The following is a 20,484-nucleotide window of genomic DNA, read 5'->3' on the forward strand; positions in this document are numbered from 1 at the left end:
CAGTGGCTGCTGAGCCTGCCGAAGCGGCGTATCGAAGGGTCGCCGCCGACGCGGGGCGCCCTTCGATACCTCATCTCAGCCTGTGGCGCTCAGAAGCTCGCGCCGAGGGACACCACGGCGCCGGCCTTGGCCGGGTGGCGGCCGGAGGGGGTGGTGAACTCGTCATTCTTGATGTCGGTATCGGCATAGGCGACGCCCAAGGTCAGGTGCTGCCACGTGTAATTGACGCCGAGATTCCAGTCGACATAGCCCTTGAGGCTCGACGTCAGCACGCTGCGGCCCTTGGAATAGCCGACATGGCCGAGCACCGAGAAGCCGGTGTCCGGGATCGCCCCGCCGAGCTCGCCATACATATAGAGATTGTCTTCCTTGTCGTGGAAGGCAGTGGCGAGCGCGCGCTGCTTGGGCGCATAGGCGAGGCCCGCCTTGGCGGTTGCGGGACCGAAGACGTGGCTCACCGAAGCATAGGGCTCGATGAAGTCGGTGTTGTTGCCGTGCGAGCCCGGATAGTAATAATAGAGCCCGCCAATGTCGAAGGTCGTGCCGTTCACCGTCTTGTGATAGCCGGCGATCAGATCGATCTCCTGATCGCTGCCATAGGCGACATAGTCGTCGATCGAGCTGCCCCAGGTGCTGACATAGAAACCGGATTCATGGGTGACGGTCAGCGTGCCCTGAAGGGCGAAGCGCCGGTCGGTCTGCGATACGCCGCGGAAGCGATAGTCGGAGACCACCGTGGCGCCACCGGTGACGGTGATCGGCCCGCTCGGCGGCGCGGTGTCCTCGGCGAAGGCCGGAGCGGCGACGGCGGCGGACAGGATGAGTGCGATCTTCAGTGTGTAGCGCATGAGACTCCCCAGTTTAGCGAGTTCATCCGCCTGCGTGTCCCGGGTGGCGGCCTCTGGACATGCCGGACCACCTTACCGCGACTGCGAAATTCCTGCGCCCGAGTTCCGCGTCGCACAATAGTTATTGCTGAATCGTATCCATCCGCTTCCGCAACGTTGCTGAATCGCAACACAGGGATGTCAAAGGCGGCGCAGCCCCGCGTCCAGGTCGGCGATCAGGTCGGCCGGATCCTCCAGGCCGATATGAAGCCGCACCGCCGGCCCTCCCGCTTCCCACCGGACCGCGCTGCGCAGCGGCGCGGGGTCGACGGGCAGCGCCAGGCTCTCATAGCCGCCCCAGCTGAAACCGATGCCGAACAGCGCCAGCCCGTCGATCAGCCGCGCGCGCGCCGCCGCATCGGCATCCCGCAGCACGAAGCTGAACAGGCCCGAGGCGCCGCCGAAATCACGCCGCCAGAGGTCGTGGCCGGGGCAGTCGGGGAGGGCAGGATGCAGCACTCGCGCCACTTCCGGCCGCGTCGCCAGCCATTGCGCCACGGCGAGCCCGCCCTCCTGATGCTGGCGCAGCCGGACGCCCAGCGTGCGCAGGCCGCGCAGCGCCAGCCACGCATCATCCGGCCCGACATGCTGGCCAAGCGACTGGGCGACCATGCGCAGGCGCTTATAATAGGGCGCGGTGGCGGTGACCGAGCCGAGCATCACGTCGGAATGGCCAACGATATATTTCGTGCAGGCGATGATCGACAGGTCCACGCCGAGCGCGATGGCCGGCAGCAGCAGCGGCGTCGCCCAGGTATTGTCGATCAGCGTGACGATGCCGCGCGCGCGCGCGGCGGCGCAGATCGCGGGCACGTCCTGCACCTCGAAGGTGAGGCTGCCCGGGCTCTCCATGAACACGGCGCGGGTCTTGTCGGTGAACAGCTCGGCGATGCCGGCGCCGACCAGCGGATCGTAGAAGCGCGTGGCGACGCCCATCGGCGCCAGGATGTTCTGCGCGAAGGCGCGGGTCGGCTGATAGCAGCTGTCGACGAGCAGCAGTTCGTCGCCCGGCTTCAGCACCGAGAGCAGAGCGCCCGCCACTGCCGCCACGCCCGACGGATAGAGCATCGTGCCCGCCGCGCCCGGCTCCAGCTCGGTCAGCGCGTCGGCCAGCGCCCATTGGGTGGGCGTGCCGCGCCGGCCATAATAAAGCTCGCCGTCGCGATTGCGGCTGCTCTTCGCGTCGAGGTCGGCACAGTCGTCGAACAGGATGGTCGACGCCCGCCACACCGGCGGATTGACGACGCCGCCGGTCCATTCCGGGCGCCGGCCGGCACCGGCGAGGCGGGTGAGTGGACGGTCGCCTCCCTGCCCGCTCATGCCGCCGGGCCCGTCGCCTTGGGGGTGGCCGGATCGCCGCCCCATTCCGTCCAGCTGCCGTCATAGAGGGCGACGTCGTCGCGCCCGAGAAGATGCGCGCCGAAGGCCACGACGCAGGCGGTGATGCCCGATCCGCACGTCACCACCAGCGGCCGGCCCGGATCGACGCCGGCCCGATCGAATTCCGCCTGCAACGCCGCGCCGCGCTTCCACCGGCCGTCGCCGTCGAACAGCTTCGAATAGGGCAGGCTGCGGCTGCCCGGGATATGGCCGGGCTCCACCCCGGCGCGCTCGGCTTCCTCGCCGGCATAGCGCGCCGCCGAACGTGCATCGACGAGCTGCTCGGCATCGCTTTGCAGATTGGCCTGCACCGCGGCGAGATCGCGGGTGCCCGCGAACGGGGCGGGCGCCGTCGCCGCGGCGACGGCGGCGGCGGGCAACGGCGCGCCGGTCTCGATCGGCCGCCCCTCGGCCTTCCACAGGGCCAGCCCGCCGTCGAGGATCGCCACCCGCTCGAAGCCGGAGGCGCGCAGCATCCACCAGCCACGCGCCGCCGTCTTCCACGGCGAGTTGTCGTAAAGGACGAGGCGGGCATCGCCGTTGACCCCCAGCGCCGCCAGCCGCGAGGCGAACGCGCCCGGCTCCGGCAATGTGTTGGGCAGCGGGCTGGATGCGTCGACGAGCGTCTTGAGGCCGAGAAAACGCGCGCCGGGAATGTGGGCGTCGGCGAATTCGGCCTCGGCGTCGCGGCCCAGGGCAGGATCGAGCAAGGTCGCGTCGAGGATGACGAGATCGGCGGCGCCGGCCTGATCGGCCAGCCATTGGGTCGAGACGAGCGAGTCCATGGATCCTCTCCTCCGGGGCTAATGCTCCGTCCCTAGAGCCCCCACGCGCCGCTTGCCAGCGATGCCGCCACGCCCCGGGGTCGGAACCCGCCAAGGGCCCGCCGTCACGGCCATTGGCCTCGGCTGGTTCAGACCCTACATGGCGGCGATGGAAACCCAGCATCTCGGCAAGACGAGCAGCCTGCCTGCCACCCCGGAAGCGGCGGTGCTCGATTACGTCCCCAATCCGCGCCCGGGCCGGCTTTATCTGGTGCGCTTCACGGCGCCGGAATTCACCTCGCTGTGCCCGGTGACCGGCCAGCCCGATTTCGCCCACCTTGTCATCGACTATGCGCCGGGCGAGACGATCGTCGAATCCAAGTCGCTCAAGCTGTTCCTCGGCGCCTTCCGCAATCACGCCGCCTTCCACGAGGATTGCACGGTCGGCATCGCCGAGCGGCTGGTTGCGGAGATGAAGCCGGTATGGCTGCGCATCGGTGGCTATTGGTATCCGCGCGGCGGCATCCCGATCGACGTGTTCTGGCAGACCGGCGCCGCGCCGGACGGCCTGTGGGTGCCGGGGCAGGACGTTCCGGGATATCGCGGCCGCGGATAGGCGTGGAAATCGCGGTCGCTTAGGGCCTGTCGAGATACGGCCGCGACATCCCGGCAGGCACGAAGCGAATGGGCCTGCCGGGCTAAAGCAGCCGGATCTCGCGCAACCGCTGCATCAGATAATCATGGGCGGTGATCGGCTGCGGATAAAGGTCCGGATGGTCCGCATCGACGCATGAGGGCAAGGTCTCGATCAGATAATCCGGCCGGAAATGCAGGAAGAAGGGCATGGAGTAGCGCGAGTGCCCGCGCCGCTCCGGCGCCGGGTTCATCACCCGGTGGGTGGTCGAGCGCAGCCGGTTGTTGGTCAGCCGTTGCAGCATGTCGCCGACGTTGACGGCAAGCTCGCCCTCCTTCGGGCTCACCGCCAGCCATCGCCCTGAGTCGCGGTCGAGCAGTTGCAGCCCCGCCTCCTCGGCGCCGAGCAGCAGGGTGATGGTGTTGATGTCCTCATGCGCGCCCGCGCGGATGCCGGGCGCGTCGGCCGGCACCGGGGGATAATGAAGCAGCCGCATCACGCTGTTGCCGTCGTCGACCGTGTCCACGAAGAAGTCGGGCGCGAGGCCGAGGTGGCGGGCGATCGCGGCGAGCAGCCGCGCGCCGGTCGCCTCGAAGGCCGCGTAGAGCGCCAGCATCGTGTCGCGAAACTCGCCAAGCTCCGCGGGCCACAGATTCGGCGCCATCACCTGCGCATAGCGATGCCCGGCCGGCAGCTCCCGCCCGACGTGCCAGAATTCCTTGAGGTCGACGAGCGTGGCGTCCTTCGCGGCCTCGGTGCCGAACGGCGTATAGCCGCGCGCGCCGCCGGTGCCGGGCAGATGATAGGCCCGCTTCGCTGCCTCGGGTAGCGCGAACAGCGCCTTTGCCGCCGCCTCGGCGCGGGCGATCAGCTCGGCCGGAATGCCATGGTCGGAGACGATGGCGAAGCCGTAGCGCTCGAACGAGGCGCCGAGCGCCGCCGCGAAGCCGTCGGGATCGCGCGCCTCCCCGGCAAGCGACACGGAGGCGACGGTGGCGGGCGGAGCATCGAGGGCGGTTTCCATCGGCCCAATCTAGAGTCGCCGGCAGCGCGGGGAAAGCGCTACAACGCGCCCCGCGCCCGCGACACGATCCGGCTGAAACCGCCGTCGCCCATCGCGCCAATGCCGAGGAACTGGTTGGCGAGATAGCCCGGCGTGCCGGGAAGGCGCAGCGCGGCCGCCTCGCGGGCATGTTCGGCGAGGAGCATGTCGATCGCTTCCGAATGCAGCGCCAGATCGGCCTGCGCCCGATCCCAGTCGGCGCCCGCCTCGCCCAGCGCCTGACGCAGCCCCGGCTCGTCGAGACGGGAGGCGGCCATCAGCGCGCGATGCACCTCGCCGTAGCGGCCCTGATAGGCCGCCGCCAGCGCCAGCCGCGCCGCCACCCGCGATTCGGGAGTGAGGATCGGCCAGTCCTTGTAGAGGATGCGCACCCGTTTCTCGCGCGATGCCAGCCGTTCGAGCGCCCTGGCGTCGCCCCGACACACCGGGCAGCGATAATCAGTGTAGACGACGAGCGTCACGTCGCCGTCCGCCGGCCCCTCGCTTGGCGAGGCGTGATCGGCGAGGATGCCCGCCAGCGCCGCATCTCCGGACAGGTCGGTCAGCGGCGGCCCGCCATGGCGCATCGCATAGCTCACGCCCACCGCCAGCAGCAGGAACAGCGCCAGCCCCCGCCACGATGTCCAGAAGCTGCGGCCCGGCATGCCGGCTCAGCGCCCCTTGAACAGCCCGCCGAGCAGGCCCCGCACCAGCTGCTGCCCGATCGACCCGGCCATCTGTCGTCCGATCGACGAGGCCGCCGAGCGGGCTGCCGACTGGAGCATCTTCTCGGTCATCGTCGGGCGCGCCGCCTCGCGCGCGGCGGCGGCCTCGGCGCGCTGGCGGGCGCGCTCGGCAGCCGCGGCCTCGCGGGCGGCCTGCGCGTCGAGCCGGGCCTGCTCGCGGGCCGCCTGGGCGTCGAGCCTGGCTTGTTCCTTGGCCTGGGTGGCGTCGAGCCTGGCCTGCTCGGCGGCAGCCTTGGCATCCTCGGCCGCCTCCGCGGCGGCGCTGGCCTTGCCGGCAAGGATCTCCGCGGCCGAATCGCGATCCACCGCGGTATCGTAGGTGCCGGCGAGCGGCGAGGTGGACAGGATCACCTTGCGCTCCTCGTCCGTCACCGGGCCCAGCCGGGAGCCGGGCGGCGCGATCAGCGTGCGCTCGACCGGCGAGGGGGAGCCGTCCTCCTGCAGGAACGACACCAGGGCCTCGCCCACTTTCAGCTCGGTGATCGCGGTGGCGACATCGACGCCCGCATTGGCCCGGAACGTCTTCGCGGCCTGCGCCACCGCCTCGGCATCGCGCGGCGTGAAGGCGCGCAGCGCGTGCTGGACACGATTGCCGAGCTGGCCGGCGACCTTTTCCGGAATGTCGATCGGGTTCTGGGTGACGAAATAGACGCCGACGCCCTTGGAGCGGATCAGCCGCACCACCTGCTCCACCTTCTCGAGCAGGGCCGGCGGCGCCTCGTCGAACAGCAGATGGGCCTCGTCGAAGAAGAACACCAGCTTCGGCTTGTCCGGATCGCCGACCTCGGGCAGCGCCTCGAACAGCTCGGACAACAGCCACAGCAGGAAGCTCGCATAGAGCTTCGGCGCGGCCATCAGCCGGTCGGCGGCGAGGATGCCGACCCGGCCGCGGCCGCTCTCGTCCACGGCGATCAGGTCATGGATGTCGAGGGCAGGCTCGCCGAAGAAATGCTCGGCGCCTTGCGAACGCAGCTGGAGCAGGGCGCGCTGGATGGCGCCGATCGATTGCTTGCCGACATTGCCATATTGCGTGGTCAGCTCATCCGCCCGCTCGGCGCAATCGACCAGCATCGCCTGCAGATCGTCGAGATCGAGCAGCAGCAGTCCGTCCTTGTCGGCAACATGGAAGGCGATGGTCAACACGCCCTCCTGCGTCTCGTTCAGCCCCATCAGGCGGGAGAGTAGCAGCGGCCCCATTTCGGAGACGGTGGCGCGCACCGGATGGCCGGCCTCGCCGAACAGATCCCAGAACACCACCGGATTGTCGTGATAGGCCCAGCCGGTGTCGCCCACTTGCCCGGCGCGTTCCGACAGTGCGGCATGGGATTTCGCGGCCGGCGATCCCTGCATGGCCATGCCGGACAGGTCCCCCTTCACGTCGGCGACGAAGACCGGGACGCCGGCGGCGGAGAATTGCTCGGCCATGCGCTGGAGGGTGACGGTCTTGCCAGTGCCGGTGGCGCCGGCGATCAGCCCATGGCGGTTGGCCCGCCGGAGATTGAGCAGCTGCGGCCCACCACTAGGCGACGCGCCGATGAACAGGCCGGGGGCGGTGTCAGGCATGCGGCGGGCTCCTCGATCCATGGTCGCGGCCCTGTGTAGCGCGCGAGCCGGCGGACGCGAAGCGGGTGTGGCACGGGCGACCCGACACGACCCGTCACCCCGCACCTGTTTCAGGGTCCACCCTTCCGCGAACTGCGAAATGTGTTGCGAGATGGATGCTGAAACAGGTTCAGCATGACGGTCGCGGAAGGGGGGCGTCGCCGCCCCCCGAGCCGCTTACTTGGCCGCCGGCTTGGCCAGCTTCACGCCCAGATAGAAAGGCGGGTTCGGCCCGCGCTGGACGAGCAGCGCCACGCTGGCCTTGTTCGCCGCGCGCGCCGCCGCGACCGCCTGGGCAACGGCCGCTGTGGTCGTGGTCGGCTGGTTGTTGATCGACAGGATCACGTCGCCGCGCCGCAGATCGCTCGCCGCATCGGACGAGGGATCGACCGCGCCCACCACCACGCCGCGCGTCGTCGGCGGCATGCGCAGCTGCTGGGCGATCTGCGGGGTCAGCGGCTGCACGGTGATGCCGAGGGCGGCGCGGATGCCGGTCTCGGTGCTGCTGCTGCTCGGCGTCTGATTGTCGTCGTCGTCGTCGTCGTCGCTGAAATTATTGGTGTTGGCGGCGAGCTGGTCCTCGGGCGGGCGCTCGCCGACGGTGGCGGTGACGCTGATCGTCTTGCCGTTGCGGATCAGCTCGATCGGGATGCGGCTGCCCACCGTCACATTGGCGACGATGTAGGACAGGGTCTCGTCCGGCGTCACCTCGACGCCGTTCACCTTCATGATGACGTCGCCCTGCTGGATGCCGGCGCGGGCGGCGGCATAGCCGGGCTCGACGCGGCTGACGATCTCGCCGCGATTCTTCGGCAGGCCGAGCGAGGTGGCGAGGTCGTCGGTCATCGGCTGGATGCCGACGCCGAGATAGCCGCGGCGCACCTTGCCGCCCTTCATCAATGCGTCGATCACCGGCTTGGCCTGCTCCGCCGGGATGGCGAAGCCGATGCCGACATTGCCCCCGGTCGGCGAGAAGATGGCGGTGTTGATGCCGACGACATTGCCGCGCAGGTCGAACATCGGCCCGCCGGAATTGCCCTGGTTGATCGCCGCGTCCGTCTGGATGTAGCGATCATAGGCGCCGCCCTGGCCGATATTGCGGTGGATCGCCGAGACGATGCCCGCCGTCACCGTGCCGCCCAGCGCGAAGGGGTTGCCGATCGCCACCACCCAGTCGCCAACGCGGGTGCGAGTCGAATCGCCGAACTGCACGAACGGCAGGTTCTGTGCGTCGATCTTGAGCAGCGCCAGGTCGGAAGCCGGATCCTTGCCGACGACGCGGGCGGTGAACTCGCGCCGGTCGGGCAGGGTGACGGTAATGCTCTCCACCGTCCCCTGGGTGCGCGGATCGCGCGGGTCGCCGGAGATGACATGGTTGTTGGTGACGATATAGCCGTCGGCCGAGATCACGAAGCCGGAGCCGAGCGAGGTCGCCTCACGGGTGATCGGACGGCCCTGCTGGTCGCTGCCGCCGCCGAAGCCGCGAAACATTTCCTCGAACGGCGTGCCGGCGAACGGATTGCGGCCCTGGGTCCCGACCTGAACGCGCTGGGTGGTCGAGATGTTGACCACCGCCGGCTGCAGGCGGGCGGTGAGGTCGGCAAAGCTCATCGGCGCATCGGCGCGCGGCGGCGCGGCCTGGATCGCGCCTGGCGCGTTCTGCGCGACCTGGGCGCCGACCGGCTGTTGCAGCGCCATGGTGGCGGCGGCACCGCCGGCGATCAGCGCGGTCGTAATGGCATAGGCATAACGCACTGTCGGAATTCTCCCTTGGGAAGGAATCGTCGGCCCTGCGATGAACGATGGGCAATGAACGCTGATTGAATAAGCAGGGGTCCGCGGCGCTGCTTATTTCTGGCCCTTGAACTCGCGCAGATAATCATTCTCCGGCGACAGGATCATGGTCGTCGCGCCCTGGCCACCCGGCGCGAAGCTTTGCCGGTAGGATTGCATGGCCCGGTAGAAATCATAGAAGCCGGCGTCCTTGCCAAAGCTTGCCGCATAGGTCTGGGCAGCCGCGGCGTCGGCGTCGGCGCGGATGATCTGGGCCTGCTTGGCGGCCTGGGCGCGGATGGTCAGCGCCTCCTGCTGGCGGGCCGAGCGCATGCGCTGGAAGGCGCTTTCCAGCGGGGTTCCGTCCGGCAGATCGGCGCGCTTGATGCGCACGTCGACGATCTCGGCGCCATATTGGCGGGCGACGCGATCGAGGCGGTTCTGGATATTATCCATGATCTGGCCGCGCTCGGGGCTGAGCAGCACCGCGAAGTTGCGGCGGCCGAGCTCGTTGCGCAGCGCCGAGCCGAGGATCGGGCGCAGCGCGTCCGCCACCCGGTTTTCCTCCCGCGCGACGACATACATGCGCAGTGGATCGACGATGCGGTAACGCGCGAAGGCGTCGACCTCGAGCCGGAGCTGGTCGGTGGACAGCACCGCCTGACGCTGCATGTCGAAATCGAGCACGCGCTTGTCGATCCACACGATCTGCTCGAGGAACGGGATGCGCCAGACCAGCCCCGCGCCGGTGGCGCCAAAGGGCTGGCCGGGCTTGTAGGGATTGACGATGCGGTTGGGCTTGCCGAGCCGGACGACCAGCGCCTGCTTGGTCTCCGGCACGATCGCGAACACCGACGCGAAGACGAGCACCGCGGCGATCGCCGCGATCGCCCACAATATGGGGTTGCGCATGCTGGCGTTCATCGGCCGGGCTCCTCGGCGGGGGCTTGCGCGGGCGCGGCCTTGCGGGCGCGATCGAGCGGCAGGTAGGGCATCACGCCCGGCGCCTGCACCACCGTCTTGTCCACCTTGGACAGCACATCCTCCATCGTCTCGTAATACATGCGCCGGCGGGTCACCTCGGGGGCGAGGCGATATTGCTCATAGACCTTGTCGAAGGCGGTCGCCTCGCCCTGCGCCTTGGCGGTAAGCTGCTCGGCATAGGCGCGCGCGCCGTTCAGATAGCTCTGCGCCTCCTGCTGGGCGGCGGACACCTCCTTGAAGGCGTCGAGCACCTGCGCGGGCGGGTCGGCCTGGCGGATCGCCACGCCCTGGATGACGACACCCGCCCGATAGCTGTCGAGCAGGGCCTGCATCCGCGTCGCCACCCGTCCCTCGATCTGGCCGCGCTGCGATCCGATCGCATCGTTGAGCGAGACGCGGGCGATTTCCTCGCGCATCGCGCTCTCGGCGACTTCGCGGATGGTATCGTCCGGATCGGCCAGCTCGAAGATGTAGAGCTCGGGATCGCGGATCGACCAGCGCACCGAATAAGCGAGATCGATGATGTTCTGATCGCCGGTGAGGACCAGATTGCCCTTGTCGCCGGAGCTGTCGATGTCGACGGTGCGGATGCCGTCGACGTTAACCGGCGTCACCGTGTCGATCGGCGCCGGGTAGGTGAAGGAGATGCCCGGCCGGAGCGTGCCCGCATATTTGCCGAGCCGGGTCACCACGCCGCGCTCCTGCGGCTCGACGCGGTGGAAGCTTGTGCCGACCAGCCACAGCACGACGAGCAGCGCCACCGCCCACAGCCACAGGGTCTGACCGCCGCCGGACGGAAGGCGCCCGCCAAACCGCTCGCGCCCACGCCGCAGCAGCGCGTCGAGCGCCGGCGGGTTCATGCCCGCCCGTCCGCCGCCGCGCTTGCCGGGCGGCTGGCGCCACGGGTTGCGCGGGCCGAGGCCGCCGCCGCCCTTGCCGTCGCCATCGCCGGGGCCGCCGGGCGACCCCCCCCAGGGGCCGCCCTCGTTCAGCACCGCCTGCTCTTCCATTCCTCGGCCGTCTTGATTGGTCATCCGGCCATTATAGGGGGCGATGCTCCGAAAAACAGTGGCATTGCCTTGCTGGCGTCTTATGTCGCTCGCCATGACCTATCCGGAAGCAGACGCCCTCGCCGCCGCCCTCGCCCGAGTCACCGGGATCGAGGGGCGTGCCGCCGCCCCGCGCCGGGGCGCCGACGGCGCGGTCAGCGTCGTGCTCGACGTCACCGGCCTCGACGGCGATCGCCGCGCGGCGCTGGAGGACGAGATGAAGCGCGCGCTCGGCGCGGTGCCGGGGGTGACGGCGGTGCGCGTCGCCCAGACCGCGGAGAAGACCGGCCGGCGGATCATCGCCGTCGGCTCGGGCAAGGGCGGCGTCGGGAAATCGACGCTCGCCGCCAACCTTGCCGTGGCGCTGGCCCGCGCCGGCACCCGCACCGGCCTCGTCGACGCCGATATTTATGGCCCCTCCCAGCCGCGCCTGCTCTCCGCCGAGGGCATCCGGCCCGAGGGGCGGGACAAGACGCTGCTGCCCGTCGCCACCCGCTTCGGCGTGCCGATGCTGTCGATGGGCCAGCTCGTCGAGCCCGGCCAGGCGATCGCCTGGCGCGGGCCGATGGCCGGGAGTGCGCTCGCCCAGCTGCTCGATGCCGACTGGGGCGATTGCGAGGTGCTGATCGTCGATCTGCCGCCGGGCACCGGCGACGTCCAGTTGTCGATGCTGCAAAAGCACAGGCCCGAAGGCGCGGTGATCGTCTCGACCCCCCAGGATCTGGCGCTCATCGACGCGATGCGCGCCATCGACCTGTTCGGCAAGACGGGCGTGCCGGTGATCGGCGTCGTCGAGAACATGGCGGGCTATATCTGCCCGCATTGCGGCGAGTTCTCCGACCCCTTCGGCATCGGCGGGGCGGAGTCCGCGGCGGGCACGATGGGCCTGCCCTTCCTCGGCCGCGTGCCGCTCGATCCCGCCATCCGCCGCCGCTCCGATGCCGGCGACCCGCCGGCGGCTGGAGACGAACCCGAGGGCGAGGCGTTCGCCCTGCTTGCCGCGCGTGTCCGCCAATGGCTGGATCGGCCGCGCGCCTGAAGGAGACGGACCATGCCGCTGACCAGTCCTGATGAGATCAAGGCGCTGCTCGAGGAGACGCGCACCATCGCCATGATCGGCGCGTCGGACCGGCCGGACCGGCCGAGCTACGGCGTGATGAAGACGCTGCAGGATCACGGCTACCGGGTGATCCCGGTCAACCCGCAGATCACCGGCGAGCATGTCCATGGCGAATATGTCTGGCGCGAACTGTCGCAGATCGGCGAGCCGATCGACATGGTCGACATCTTCCGTCGCCCCGCGGCCGCCGGCGAGGCGGTGGACGAGGCGATCCGGGCGGGGGCGAAGTCGGTGTGGATGCAGCTCGGCGTCATCAACGAGGAGGCCGCCGCCCGCGCCGAGGCGGCAGGGCTGAAGGTGGTGATGGACCACTGCCCGGCGATCGAGATCAGGCGGCTGGGCGTGGCGCCGGTCGCAGGCTAGCGCGGCAGCGCTGCCTCGGCGCGCGCGCGCAGCCGCGCCAGCGCGGCGGCGTGGATGCCCGGCGCGGTGGCGAGGATGCCGAACGCCTCGCCGGTGGGCGTGTTGTAGGACAAGGCCATGCCGAGCGCGTCGGTAACGGTCGCGCCTGCCTCCTCGCCGATCAGGGCCGCCGCCGCGATATCCCACTCATTGCCCCAGCGCAGGGAGGCGACGAGGTCTGCCTCGCCGGCCGCGACCATCGCCAATCTGAGCGCGATCGAATTGGGCTTGGCCACCATCACCAGGTCCTGATCGACTCGCGGCAGGGAATCCGCCGGCACCCGTGCGCCGGCCAGCGCCGTGCGCGGGCGCACGGCCAGCGGCCGGCCGTTCAGCGCCGCGCCCTCGCCCTGCGCGGCAGTCCAGCGTTGCCCGCGCGCCGGCGCGTCGAGCACGCCCAATGCCACCTGCCAGCGATCGACCAGCGCCACCGACACGCACCACCCGTCCCGTCCGCGCACGAAATCGCGGGTGCCGTCGATCGGATCGACGACCCACACCCGTCGCGCCTCCAGTCGCGCCGGATCATCCGCCGTTTCCTCCGACAGCCAGCCGGCGTCGGGCAGCAGCGCGCACAGCTCCCGCTTGAGAAATTCGTCGACCTCAAGGTCGAGCTCGCAGACGATCTGCCCGGGCGATTTCTCCCAGCGGCGGAATTCGCCCCGCCAGCCGGCGAGCGCCAGCTGGCCGGCGCGGGCGGTGATCTCCGCCACCGCGTCGAGGGAGGGGAGGTCAGGCCCCGGCGACGGTCATCCCCTCGATGCGCAGCGTCGGCACGTCGACGCCGCGGCGGAAGACGAGATCGGACGCCGGCGTCAGCGCGCCGAACATCTCGCGCAGGTTGCCGGCGATGGTAAATTCCGCGACCGGCCGCGTGATCACGCCATTCTCGATCAGAAAACCTGAGGCGCCGCGGCTGTAATCGCCCGTCACCGGGTTGACGCCATGGCCGATCAGCTCGGTTACGTAGAGGCCGTTCCCGGTCTCGGCGAGCAGATCGTCCACCGACAGCGCGCCGGACTCCAGGTAGATGTTGGTCGTCGATACGCCCGGCGCGCCGCCGGTGCCGCGGCTGGCATGGCCGGTAGGCTGGCGGCCGAGCTGGCGGGCGGAGGCGGAGTCCATCAGCCAGCCGGTGAGCACGCCGTCGGCGATGATGTCGGACGGCGCCGTCGCCAGCCCCTCGCCGTCGAACGGGCGGGAGCGGGGGCCGCGCGGCCGGTGCGGATCGTCGCGGATGGTGATGCCGGGCGCGAACAATTGCGTGCCTTCGGCGTCGAGCAGGAAGCTGGTCCGCCGCGCGATCGCCGAGCCGGTGATCGCGCCGATCAGATGCCCGATCATCGAGCTGCCGACGCGCGGGTCGAACACCACATGCATGCGCCCCGACGCCACCTTGCCGGGGTTGAGCCTTGCGACCGTACGCTCGCCGGCGCGGCGCCCGATGTCGGCGGCATCCTCCAGGTCGGCGCGGTGGCGAGCGGAGTGATAGGCATAGTCGCGCTGCATCGCGCCGCCCTCGCCGCCGATCACCGTCGCCGACACGCCGTAGGAGGAGGTGGCGTAGCCGCGCGCGAAGCCGGTCGAGGTGGCCAGCGCCACCGTCGCGCGGCCGGCCGAGGCGCCGGCGCCTTCCGAATTGGTGATGCCGGCCACGGCGCGCGCCGCATCCTCGGCGGCGAGCGCCTGCGCGCGAAGTTCGGCCGGCGATGCCTCGCCGCCGTCGTCGCCATCCACCGCAACGAGCGCGCCGGTGGCCAGCATCTCGGCAGGCGCGAGGCCCGCCCATTGATCCTCCGGCGCCTCGCGCGCCATCGCCACCGCGCGCTCGACCAGCGCCGCCAGCGCGGCAGCGGACAGGTCGGACGAGGAGACGGTTGCCGAACGCTGGCCGACGAACACGCGCAGGCCGATCTCCTCGCCCTCCGCGCGCGATACATCCTCCAGCCTGGCCAGGCGCACCTGCACCTGCGTCGAGGCATCGCCTACATAAAGGGCGTCGGCGGCGTCGGCGCCGGCCTTGCGGGCGGCCGAGACGAGGTCGGCGACGCGGGTTTCGGCTGCGATCACGGGAAGCATGCCCGGCACTTAGGATCGCCGGGCCGCGCGGTAAAGGCCGTCAAGCTCTTCGGCGAGCCTGCCCGGGGAAGAATCGCTCAGGCCGTCGACCCCACTACGAAACAGGCGAGGAACATCAGCAGACCCGCAAAGCGATTGGCGCGAAACCGCGCGAGCGCGTTCGTTCCCGAAGATGGATCGAGCGTGGCGATCTGCCAGCCGAGATGCAATGCCATCGGCGCCAGCGCCGCCAGCGCCAGCGGATCGGGCCGCACTTGCCAGAAGGCCGCGGCCCACAACGCCACCGCCAGCGCATAGCAAAGCGCGGTGCCGGCGCGCAGATGCCGGCCCATCGCCCGCGCCGAGGATTTCACGCCGGCCAGCGCATCGTCCTCGATGTCCTGCACGGCATAGATGGTGTCGTAGCCGATCACCCAGAAGATCGATCCGGCATAGAGCAGCAGCGGCGCGGCCGAGAAGCCGCCCGTCACCGCCGGCCAGCCGACCAGCGCCGCCCAGGAAAAGACGATGCCGAGCCATGCCTGCGGCCACCAGGTGATCCGCTTCATGAAGGGATAGAGCGCCACCGGGGCGAGGCTGGCCAGCCCGACGATCTGCGCGGTGCGATCGAGCCTGAGCAGCACCACCAGCCCGACCATGCACAAGGCGACGAGGAACAGCCAGGCGGTGCGCAGCGACATCCGCCCGCTGGCCAGCGGGCGGCTGCGCGTTCGCGCCACCTTCCGATCAAGGTCGCGATCGACGATGTCGTTATAGACGCATCCCGCGCCGCGCATCGCCGCCGCGCCGAGTGCGAACCACAGGATCAGGTCGAGCCGGCCCCGCCCCCCGCCGGCGAGCGCAATCGCCCAGGCGCCCGGCCAGAACAGCAGCCAGATGCCGATCGGCCGGTCGAGCCGGGCCAGCTGAACGAGATCGCGCAACGTCGAGGGCAGAGCGGCGACCAGCCCGCGCTGCTCGGTGTCGGGCACGATGACGCGATCGGGGGGAGGGCGCTCCATCGGGGCGGCTTAGCGGCAAGCCACGCGCGCGGGAAGCGGCGGCGATGCCCGTCCCCAGCCGACCCGCCCTGTTGCCGGGCACGACGAGCCCGCGTGCTGAGCGCGAACGGCGTCTCGGCAACGGCCGGCCCCCCGGCGCTCGCGCAGCACCAGCTGATAATGATGCCGTCGCGAACCGCATGACGGCGGCGCCTGCTCCTGCGCTTTCGAAACAGGACCGCGCACGCCACACCACTGCGATGTCGAACGCGCCGCGACCACCTTTCGATATTGTCAGCTTCGTCCACTTCGCCCGCTCGACTCGTCGGCCGGGGGCGGGCAAAGCGGGGCCATGCCCGCCATCCCCGCCTGGCCGCCCGCGAGCGCGCCGCGCCTGTTCGTCGATGCCCCGCTGACCGAGGGCGCGTCGGTGCCGCTCGATCGTGCCCAGGCCAATTATCTGCTCAACGTCATGCGCCTCAAGACGGGGGACGCGGTGCGCATCTTCGACGATCGTACCGGGGAATGGGCGGCGCGGATCGAAAGCGAGGGTCGCCGTGACGCGCGGCTCGTCGTCGCGACCCGGTTGGGACCCCGCGAGGCGGTGCCCGACCTGTGGCTATGCGTCGCCCCGATCAAGCGCGCCCGTATCGATCTCGTCGCCGAGAAGGCTTCGGAACTCGGCGTGGCGCGGCTGGTGCCGGTGGCGACGCGGCGCACCGTCATCGAACGGCTCAACCCCGAGCGGCTGCGCGCCCACATGATCGAGGCGGCCGAGCAATGCGGCCGCACCGCGTTGCCCGAACTGGTCGCAGAGCCGGTGAAGCTGGAGCGTCTGCTCGCCGACTGGCCGGCCGGGCGCGCGCTGATCTTCGCCGACGAGACGGGCGGCGTGCCGCTGGCGAAGGCGGCGAGGCCCTGCCCTGCCGCGATCCTGATCGGCCCGGAGGGGGGCTTCACGCCGGAAGAGCGCGACGCGATCCGTGCCTGCCCGGCTGCCGTCGGCGTTTCGCTCGGTCCGCGCATCCTGCGCGCCGAAACGGCGGCGCTCGCCGCGGTGGCGGTGTGGATGGCTGCTGCGGGGGACTGGCGTTGAGCGCGGAGCCGGTCTAGGCGGCGGCGATGACGACCCGCACCGAATCCGCGCCGAAGCTCGATCCGGTTATCGAGGATAAGGCGCAGCTTATCGCCTATTTCGCTGGCGGCGAGAAACCGCCGGAGCGCTGGCGCATCGGCACCGAGCACGAGAAGTTCGTCTACGCCAGGGCGGACCATCATGCGCCCTCCTATGCCGAGCCGGGCGGCATCCGCGATCTGCTCGACGGGCTCACCGCCTATGGCTGGCGGCCGGTCGAGGAAGGTGGCAACGTCATCGCAATGACCGGGGCCGACGGCGCGATCAGCCTGGAGCCGGCCGGCCAGTTCGAGCTGTCGGGCGCGCCGCTCGACAATCTTCATGAGACCTGCGCCGAAACGGCGCGCCACCTCAGCCAGGTCAAGGAGGTCGGCGACCGGCTCGGCCTCGGCTTCCTCGGCCTCGGCTTCTGGCCGGACAAGACCCGCGCCGAGCTGCCGGTCATGCCCAAGGGCCGCTACGGCATCATGCGCGCGCACATGCCGCGGGTCGGCTCGCTCGGCCTCGACATGATGCTGCGCACCTGCACTATCCAGACCAACCTCGATTATGCGAGCGAGGCGGATATGGTGCGCAAATTCCGTGTCGGCCTCGCCCTCCAGCCTCTCGCCACCGCGCTGTTCGCCAACTCGCCATTCACCGAGGGCAGGCCGAACGGCTTCCTTTCCTTCCGCTCCCACATCTGGACCGATACCGATCCGGCGCGCACCGGCATGCTGCCCTTCGTGTTCGAAGACGGTTTCGGCTATGAACGCTATGCCGACTACGCGCTCGATGTGCCGATGTACTTCGTCTACCGCGACGGCCGCTATATCGACGCCGCCGGCCTGTCGTTCCGCGATTTCCTGAAGGGCGAGCTCTCCGTCCTGCCCGGCGAGAAGCCCCGCGTCTCGGATTGGGCGGATCATCTGTCGACCGCCTTCCCGGAGGTGCGGCTCAAGACCTTCCTAGAGATGCGCGGCGCCGATGGCGGGCCGTGGGGGCGCATCTGCGCCTTGCCGGCCTTGTGGGTCGGGCTGCTTTATGACGGCGCGGCGCTCGATGCGGCGTGGGATCTGGTCAAGGGCTGGTCGCTGGCCGAGCGGCAGGCGCTGCGCGATGCTGTTCCGGTCGAGGGGCTGCGCGCCCGGCTGCCCGGCGGCGGCACGCTGCTCGATCTCGGCCGCGAGGCGCTGGCGATCTCGTCGGAGGGCCTCAAGGCGCGCGCGCGCCTCAACGGCGCCGGCGACGACGAGCGCGGCTATCTCGATCCGCTGCGGCAGGTGATCGCCGACGGGCGCACGCCGGCCGAATTGCTGCTTGCCCGCTACGAAGGGGAATGGGCCGGTGACATCGGCCGCATCTATGAGGAAATGAGCTTCTAGAAGGGCAGTACCTTGCCCTTGTGGCTGAAGTTCATGTAGCCGACGCTGGCGCCGAACCGCCAGCCGACGCCGAGCCGGATCGGCACCAGCGCGACGTCGCCGCGGCGCAGATAGGAGGCGGTGAACCCGCCGACCGCGTAGAGATTGCCCTCGACCAGCGGGAAGCGCTCGAACAGCTCCTCGCTGTCATAGAGGTTGTAGACGAGGATCAGCACCTTCGATCCGGCCCCGCCGATATCGAGGCCGAGCGAGGGACCCGTCCAGTAGATCGGCTGCTGCCCCTCGACCTTGTGATAGAGATCGCCCTGGCCGTAGCGCAGACCGATGCCGATCGCGCCGCCGGCCTCTCGCCCGGCGATATAGGCGGTGGGGCAGCCCTGCTTCTTCAGCACGTCCTGGACGAACTTGGCGATGCCCTGGGTACCGTCGCCGAACACGCGCTCGGCGGCGCCGAAAATTTCCTCGTCGCGGAAACTGGCCTTGCCCGGCTGGCCGCAGCCGCCATCCGCGACCCCGGCCGGCGCCGGCTGTTGCGGCGCGGGGGCAGGAGCCGCCACCGGGGGCGGCGCCGGCTGGCCGGCGGGATCCGGCGCGCCCGGATCGACCGGCTGGCTCCACCCGTCACTGCCGCGCGCCGCCGACGCGGCGACGTCGGGCGATGAGGGGTCCGAGGTGCGGATTTGCGCCTGGGCGAGGCCGGGCGCGGCCAGCAGCACCAGCGCGGCGAGGCGGATCGGGGTGGATGAGACGGGCATGGCACTCCAGAATCCGAACGGGATGCGATACCTAGCCCGTCTCCGCCTTGCCCCGCAATGAACGGGCGATGACCTGAGTCGTCGATACGCTAATATGCGCTGTCGAAGACGTTGAAAGGCTGGAAGCTCGTCGCTATAGCCCCCTCTCGCGCCGCATCCGGAGACGTGGGTGAGTGGCTGAAACCAGCGGTTTGCTAAACCGCCGTACGGGGATTACTCGTACCGAGGGTTCGAATCCCTCCGTCTCCGCCAGAACGCCCTCATTTTCCATCGAATTTGAGGAAATCGGCGTTCCCTGCCCACTTTCGTGCCCATTTTTGAAATGGCTTCTGACGGCCATGGGCGGTCTCGCCGGATTCAAGGAAGGCCCGGAGCTCCGCCGATGCTTGGCCGGCGCGGTTCGAGCGCAAGAGCGCGACGGCTCGAATTTCCGCGACATCGGCGGTCCCGTCAGCAGGAAGCCCGTCAATGATGGCCTCGGGACCGATCGATTCCAGGAGAAGGATCGAGCGCAGCCCGATTGGAATCGCCATCAAGCGCATCGGCCTGATCGAGCAGATTCTGCCTGATCGAGGCGCGTGACAAAGGCCTGGAGGCTCAGAACGCTGGGGTTCCAGCCGCATTCGAGGTCCTGCAGCAGGCCCGTCAGCGGGTCAGTCGGTTTGCCGAAGATGCTCTCATGCCAGTCCTGCCTAAGATTGGTCCGGACAGCGAAATTGTCGCCGGGAAGGTGGCCATAGATCACCAAGGAGTTCCAGAGTGAGAAGGTCGCGCCCCGTTCCGCGAACTGCTCGGTCTGGAGATCACTTCGTCGGCGGCCTTGCGGCTCTTGAGGGCATAGCCGACAACAGGATGAACCGCCGAACGTCCTTGTCTCGCCAGTGGCTATCTCAGCTGTCGAGAATTTATTGGCGGCTTCGCGGATGTTGGCGGGCGAGAATGTCCGCTCAGCCTTCGCCTGACGAATTTCCAAGTACGATTCGCTGTCAGTGCGGTGAAAGGCGATATGGTCTGCACCATGATGTCCCTGCCCGACCGGCGCGTACAGGATGGCGCCAATGATGTCGGGCTCCGCGGCGTGCAGCGCGCGTGCGAAATGCTCGAAGCGCCGCGAACCGAGCTCATGAAAAGCATTCTCGTCTTGAGGGTTGCGGGAGAGCTTCGGAAAGCTTCGAGGCTCGGCCGAGGCCGGACATGAATGCCATGTCCGAACGCGCTTGCGAACAGGTTTTCGCGAGACAGTTAGCTGATGATTGCAGGGGCAAACAGATCCGATTGAGCGGGGGTCTTGGCCTCCGCTCCGGTCAGACTATGGATCATTTTGGACTACGATGGTGACGTTGCTGTCGATATCTTCAGCGGTGACGACGGCAAACTGGGTGTCAATCGCGATCACGGTGTGGCGGCCATCAGCGTCTTTGAGAAACTGAATGCGCTGCGGCGGACGATCGAGATATCGTCGAACATATCGGCTCCCTGACCGTCGGCGGGCTCATCCCGCTCGACCGGCGCGCGACCTGCACGGAGACTGGCCGCGATCACTTTTTCGGATAGGGAGAAGCGGTACCAAAGCGACCAGACCCTCTTAGCGGCCTCGCTGCTGAAAGCCGCCATTCTGCAACCGGCCCATTCTTGGTCCTTCAAGGATGCCGGCGCCTAACCCATGGGCACGGATTGGTTAACAGCTCCGCGCTCATCTCGTCGCTGGAGACCGGATTTCATTTTCCTTGTTGTTCGATGGGCATGCTCCTACCTCCCGTGCCGCGGTACGGTGTCAAGCATGCAATC

General features: G+C 69.4%; 21 protein-coding genes and 1 tRNA gene. 6 read left to right on the plus strand and 16 right to left on the minus strand.

Features of this window, described 5'->3' with window-relative positions; genetic code table 11:
• Positions 1-89 precede the first annotated feature (89 nt).
• From KOF26_RS05355 to KOF26_RS05365, 3 genes are all read right to left on the minus strand, one after another.
• Positions 90-848, minus strand: coding sequence for a TorF family putative porin (locus tag KOF26_RS05355; RefSeq protein ID WP_216321238.1), 759 nt, complete (start codon positions 846-848; stop codon positions 90-92).
• A 180-nt stretch (positions 849-1,028) separates the two neighbouring features.
• Entirely contained in the window at positions 1,029-2,207 is a 1,179-nt protein-coding gene (gene metC / locus KOF26_RS05360; RefSeq protein ID WP_253201107.1) for a cystathionine beta-lyase, read from the minus strand.
• Positions 2,204-3,052 (minus strand): sulfurtransferase, encoded by an 849-nt coding sequence (locus tag KOF26_RS05365; protein ID WP_216321245.1) that lies wholly within the window; start codon positions 3,050-3,052, stop codon positions 2,204-2,206. The genes metC and KOF26_RS05365 overlap by 4 nt, the downstream gene beginning before the upstream one ends.
• 148 nt (positions 3,053-3,200) lie before the next feature.
• On the opposite strand from KOF26_RS05365, the gene queF reads away from it, so the two are divergent.
• Positions 3,201-3,647: a preQ(1) synthase gene (gene queF / locus KOF26_RS05370; protein ID WP_216321248.1), complete on the plus strand. Its 447-nt coding sequence runs from the start codon at positions 3,201-3,203 to the stop codon at positions 3,645-3,647.
• Positions 3,648-3,729: 82 nt separating this feature from the next.
• On the opposite strand, the gene KOF26_RS05375 is transcribed toward queF, so the two are convergent.
• The 6 genes from KOF26_RS05375 to hflK all read right to left on the minus strand — a co-directional run bounded on the left by KOF26_RS05375 (position 3,730) and on the right by hflK (position 10,846).
• A complete protein-coding gene (locus KOF26_RS05375) occupies positions 3,730-4,689 on the minus strand; it encodes an isopenicillin N synthase family dioxygenase (protein WP_216321249.1) in 960 nt (319 codons plus the stop codon).
• A 38-nt stretch (positions 4,690-4,727) separates the two neighbouring features.
• Positions 4,728-5,372 (minus strand): DsbA family protein, encoded by a 645-nt coding sequence (locus KOF26_RS05380; RefSeq protein ID WP_216321254.1) that lies wholly within the window; start codon positions 5,370-5,372, stop codon positions 4,728-4,730.
• Positions 5,373-5,378: 6 nt separating this feature from the next.
• On the minus strand, positions 5,379-7,016 hold the full coding sequence (locus KOF26_RS05385) for a helicase HerA-like domain-containing protein (protein WP_216321256.1): 1,638 nt from the start codon (positions 7,014-7,016) through the stop codon (positions 5,379-5,381).
• Between the two features lie 216 nt (positions 7,017-7,232).
• Positions 7,233-8,810 carry a Do family serine endopeptidase gene (locus KOF26_RS05390; protein ID WP_216321259.1) on the minus strand — a complete coding sequence of 526 codons (1,578 nt, stop codon included), beginning with the start codon at positions 8,808-8,810 and terminating at the stop codon, positions 7,233-7,235.
• A gap of 93 nt (positions 8,811-8,903) precedes the next feature.
• Positions 8,904-9,752, minus strand: coding sequence for a protease modulator HflC (gene hflC, locus KOF26_RS05395; RefSeq protein ID WP_216321262.1), 849 nt, complete (start codon positions 9,750-9,752; stop codon positions 8,904-8,906).
• Positions 9,749-10,846: an FtsH protease activity modulator HflK gene (hflK, locus tag KOF26_RS05400; protein ID WP_253201108.1), complete on the minus strand. Its 1,098-nt coding sequence runs from the start codon at positions 10,844-10,846 to the stop codon at positions 9,749-9,751. Before hflK ends, hflC begins: the two co-directional genes overlap by 4 nt.
• A gap of 58 nt (positions 10,847-10,904) precedes the next feature.
• Here hflK and KOF26_RS05405 point away from each other — a divergent pair, with 58 nt between their 5' ends.
• On the plus strand, positions 10,905-11,900 hold the full coding sequence (locus KOF26_RS05405) for an Mrp/NBP35 family ATP-binding protein (protein ID WP_253201109.1): 996 nt from the start codon (positions 10,905-10,907) through the stop codon (positions 11,898-11,900).
• A 12-nt stretch (positions 11,901-11,912) separates the two neighbouring features.
• A complete protein-coding gene (locus KOF26_RS05410) occupies positions 11,913-12,344 on the plus strand; it encodes a CoA-binding protein (RefSeq protein ID WP_216321265.1) in 432 nt (143 codons plus the stop codon).
• Here the strand turns inward: KOF26_RS05410 and KOF26_RS05415 are convergent.
• From KOF26_RS05415 to ubiA, 3 genes are all read right to left on the minus strand, one after another.
• Positions 12,341-13,096: a 3'(2'),5'-bisphosphate nucleotidase CysQ gene (locus KOF26_RS05415; protein ID WP_216321269.1), complete on the minus strand. Its 756-nt coding sequence runs from the start codon at positions 13,094-13,096 to the stop codon at positions 12,341-12,343. The genes KOF26_RS05410 and KOF26_RS05415 overlap by 4 nt on opposite strands.
• A 19-nt stretch (positions 13,097-13,115) precedes the next feature.
• The gene (locus KOF26_RS05420) at positions 13,116-14,462 is read right to left on the minus strand and encodes a TldD/PmbA family protein (RefSeq protein ID WP_216321271.1); all 1,347 of its coding nucleotides are present in this window, start codon (positions 14,460-14,462) and stop codon (positions 13,116-13,118) included.
• A gap of 77 nt (positions 14,463-14,539) precedes the next feature.
• Complete coding sequence (gene ubiA, locus KOF26_RS05425) at positions 14,540-15,463, minus strand: 4-hydroxybenzoate octaprenyltransferase (protein ID WP_216321273.1); 924 nt, start codon at positions 15,461-15,463, stop codon at positions 14,540-14,542.
• 331 nt (positions 15,464-15,794) lie between these two features.
• Here ubiA and KOF26_RS05430 point away from each other — a divergent pair, with 331 nt between their 5' ends.
• Both KOF26_RS05430 and KOF26_RS05435 read left to right on the plus strand, forming a co-directional pair.
• Positions 15,795-16,538: a 16S rRNA (uracil(1498)-N(3))-methyltransferase gene (locus tag KOF26_RS05430; protein WP_216321277.1), complete on the plus strand. Its 744-nt coding sequence runs from the start codon at positions 15,795-15,797 to the stop codon at positions 16,536-16,538.
• Between the two features lie 26 nt (positions 16,539-16,564).
• On the plus strand, positions 16,565-17,941 hold the full coding sequence (locus KOF26_RS05435; RefSeq protein WP_216321280.1) for a glutamate--cysteine ligase: 1,377 nt from the start codon (positions 16,565-16,567) through the stop codon (positions 17,939-17,941).
• On the opposite strand, the gene KOF26_RS05440 is transcribed toward KOF26_RS05435, so the two are convergent.
• Complete coding sequence (locus KOF26_RS05440) at positions 17,938-18,696, minus strand: DUF1134 domain-containing protein (RefSeq protein ID WP_216321283.1); 759 nt, start codon at positions 18,694-18,696, stop codon at positions 17,938-17,940. The genes KOF26_RS05435 and KOF26_RS05440 overlap by 4 nt on opposite strands.
• Positions 18,697-18,855: 159 nt before the next feature.
• On the opposite strand from KOF26_RS05440, the gene KOF26_RS05445 reads away from it, so the two are divergent.
• Positions 18,856-18,948: transfer RNA gene (locus KOF26_RS05445), tRNA-Ser, on the plus strand.
• An 8-nt stretch (positions 18,949-18,956) separates the two neighbouring features.
• On the opposite strand, the gene KOF26_RS05450 is transcribed toward KOF26_RS05445, so the two are convergent.
• From KOF26_RS05450 to KOF26_RS17020, 3 genes are all read right to left on the minus strand, one after another.
• The gene (locus KOF26_RS05450) at positions 18,957-19,229 is read right to left on the minus strand and encodes a hypothetical protein (protein WP_216321286.1); all 273 of its coding nucleotides are present in this window, start codon (positions 19,227-19,229) and stop codon (positions 18,957-18,959) included.
• Positions 19,229-19,669 carry a hypothetical protein gene (locus tag KOF26_RS05455; RefSeq protein ID WP_216321289.1) on the minus strand — a complete coding sequence of 147 codons (441 nt, stop codon included), beginning with the start codon at positions 19,667-19,669 and terminating at the stop codon, positions 19,229-19,231. The genes KOF26_RS05450 and KOF26_RS05455 overlap by 1 nt, the downstream gene beginning before the upstream one ends.
• Before the next feature lie 419 nt (positions 19,670-20,088).
• Positions 20,089-20,310, minus strand: a complete 222-nt coding sequence (locus KOF26_RS17020) for a hypothetical protein (RefSeq protein WP_253201110.1) — start codon at positions 20,308-20,310, stop codon at positions 20,089-20,091.
• Between the last annotated feature and the right edge of the window lie 174 nt (positions 20,311-20,484).

Origin of the sequence: Sphingomonas quercus, assembly GCF_018863195.1 — a bacterium.
Classification (GTDB): Bacteria; Pseudomonadota; Alphaproteobacteria; order Sphingomonadales; family Sphingomonadaceae; genus Solisphingomonas; species Solisphingomonas quercus.

Excerpts from the sequence above, each read along its gene's own strand:
- KOF26_RS05355 (WP_216321238.1), bottom strand. The coding sequence starts at position 848 with ATGCGCTACACACTGAAGATCGCACTCATCCTGTCCGCCGCCGTCGCC.
- metC (WP_253201107.1), bottom strand. The coding sequence starts at position 2,207 with ATGAGCGGGCAGGGAGGCGACCGTCCACTCACCCGCCTCGCCGGTGCC.
- KOF26_RS05365 (WP_216321245.1), bottom strand. The coding sequence starts at position 3,052 with ATGGACTCGCTCGTCTCGACCCAATGGCTGGCCGATCAGGCCGGCGCC.
- queF (WP_216321248.1), top strand. The coding sequence starts at position 3,201 with ATGGAAACCCAGCATCTCGGCAAGACGAGCAGCCTGCCTGCCACCCCG.
- KOF26_RS05375 (WP_216321249.1), bottom strand. The coding sequence starts at position 4,689 with ATGGAAACCGCCCTCGATGCTCCGCCCGCCACCGTCGCCTCCGTGTCG.
- KOF26_RS05380 (WP_216321254.1), bottom strand. The coding sequence starts at position 5,372 with ATGCCGGGCCGCAGCTTCTGGACATCGTGGCGGGGGCTGGCGCTGTTC.
- KOF26_RS05385 (WP_216321256.1), bottom strand. The coding sequence starts at position 7,016 with ATGCCTGACACCGCCCCCGGCCTGTTCATCGGCGCGTCGCCTAGTGGT.
- hflC (WP_216321262.1), bottom strand. The coding sequence starts at position 9,752 with ATGAACGCCAGCATGCGCAACCCCATATTGTGGGCGATCGCGGCGATC.
- hflK (WP_253201108.1), bottom strand. The coding sequence starts at position 10,846 with ATGACCAATCAAGACGGCCGAGGAATGGAAGAGCAGGCGGTGCTGAAC.
- KOF26_RS05405 (WP_253201109.1), top strand. The coding sequence starts at position 10,905 with ATGTCGCTCGCCATGACCTATCCGGAAGCAGACGCCCTCGCCGCCGCC.
- KOF26_RS05410 (WP_216321265.1), top strand. The coding sequence starts at position 11,913 with ATGCCGCTGACCAGTCCTGATGAGATCAAGGCGCTGCTCGAGGAGACG.
- KOF26_RS05420 (WP_216321271.1), bottom strand. The coding sequence starts at position 14,462 with ATGCTTCCCGTGATCGCAGCCGAAACCCGCGTCGCCGACCTCGTCTCG.
- ubiA (WP_216321273.1), bottom strand. The coding sequence starts at position 15,463 with ATGGAGCGCCCTCCCCCCGATCGCGTCATCGTGCCCGACACCGAGCAG.
- KOF26_RS05430 (WP_216321277.1), top strand. The coding sequence starts at position 15,795 with ATGCCCGCCATCCCCGCCTGGCCGCCCGCGAGCGCGCCGCGCCTGTTC.
- KOF26_RS05435 (WP_216321280.1), top strand. The coding sequence starts at position 16,565 with ATGACGACCCGCACCGAATCCGCGCCGAAGCTCGATCCGGTTATCGAG.
- KOF26_RS05440 (WP_216321283.1), bottom strand. The coding sequence starts at position 18,696 with ATGCCCGTCTCATCCACCCCGATCCGCCTCGCCGCGCTGGTGCTGCTG.
- KOF26_RS05450 (WP_216321286.1), bottom strand. The coding sequence starts at position 19,229 with ATGGCGATTCCAATCGGGCTGCGCTCGATCCTTCTCCTGGAATCGATC.
- KOF26_RS17020 (WP_253201110.1), bottom strand. The coding sequence starts at position 20,310 with ATGGCGGCTTTCAGCAGCGAGGCCGCTAAGAGGGTCTGGTCGCTTTGG.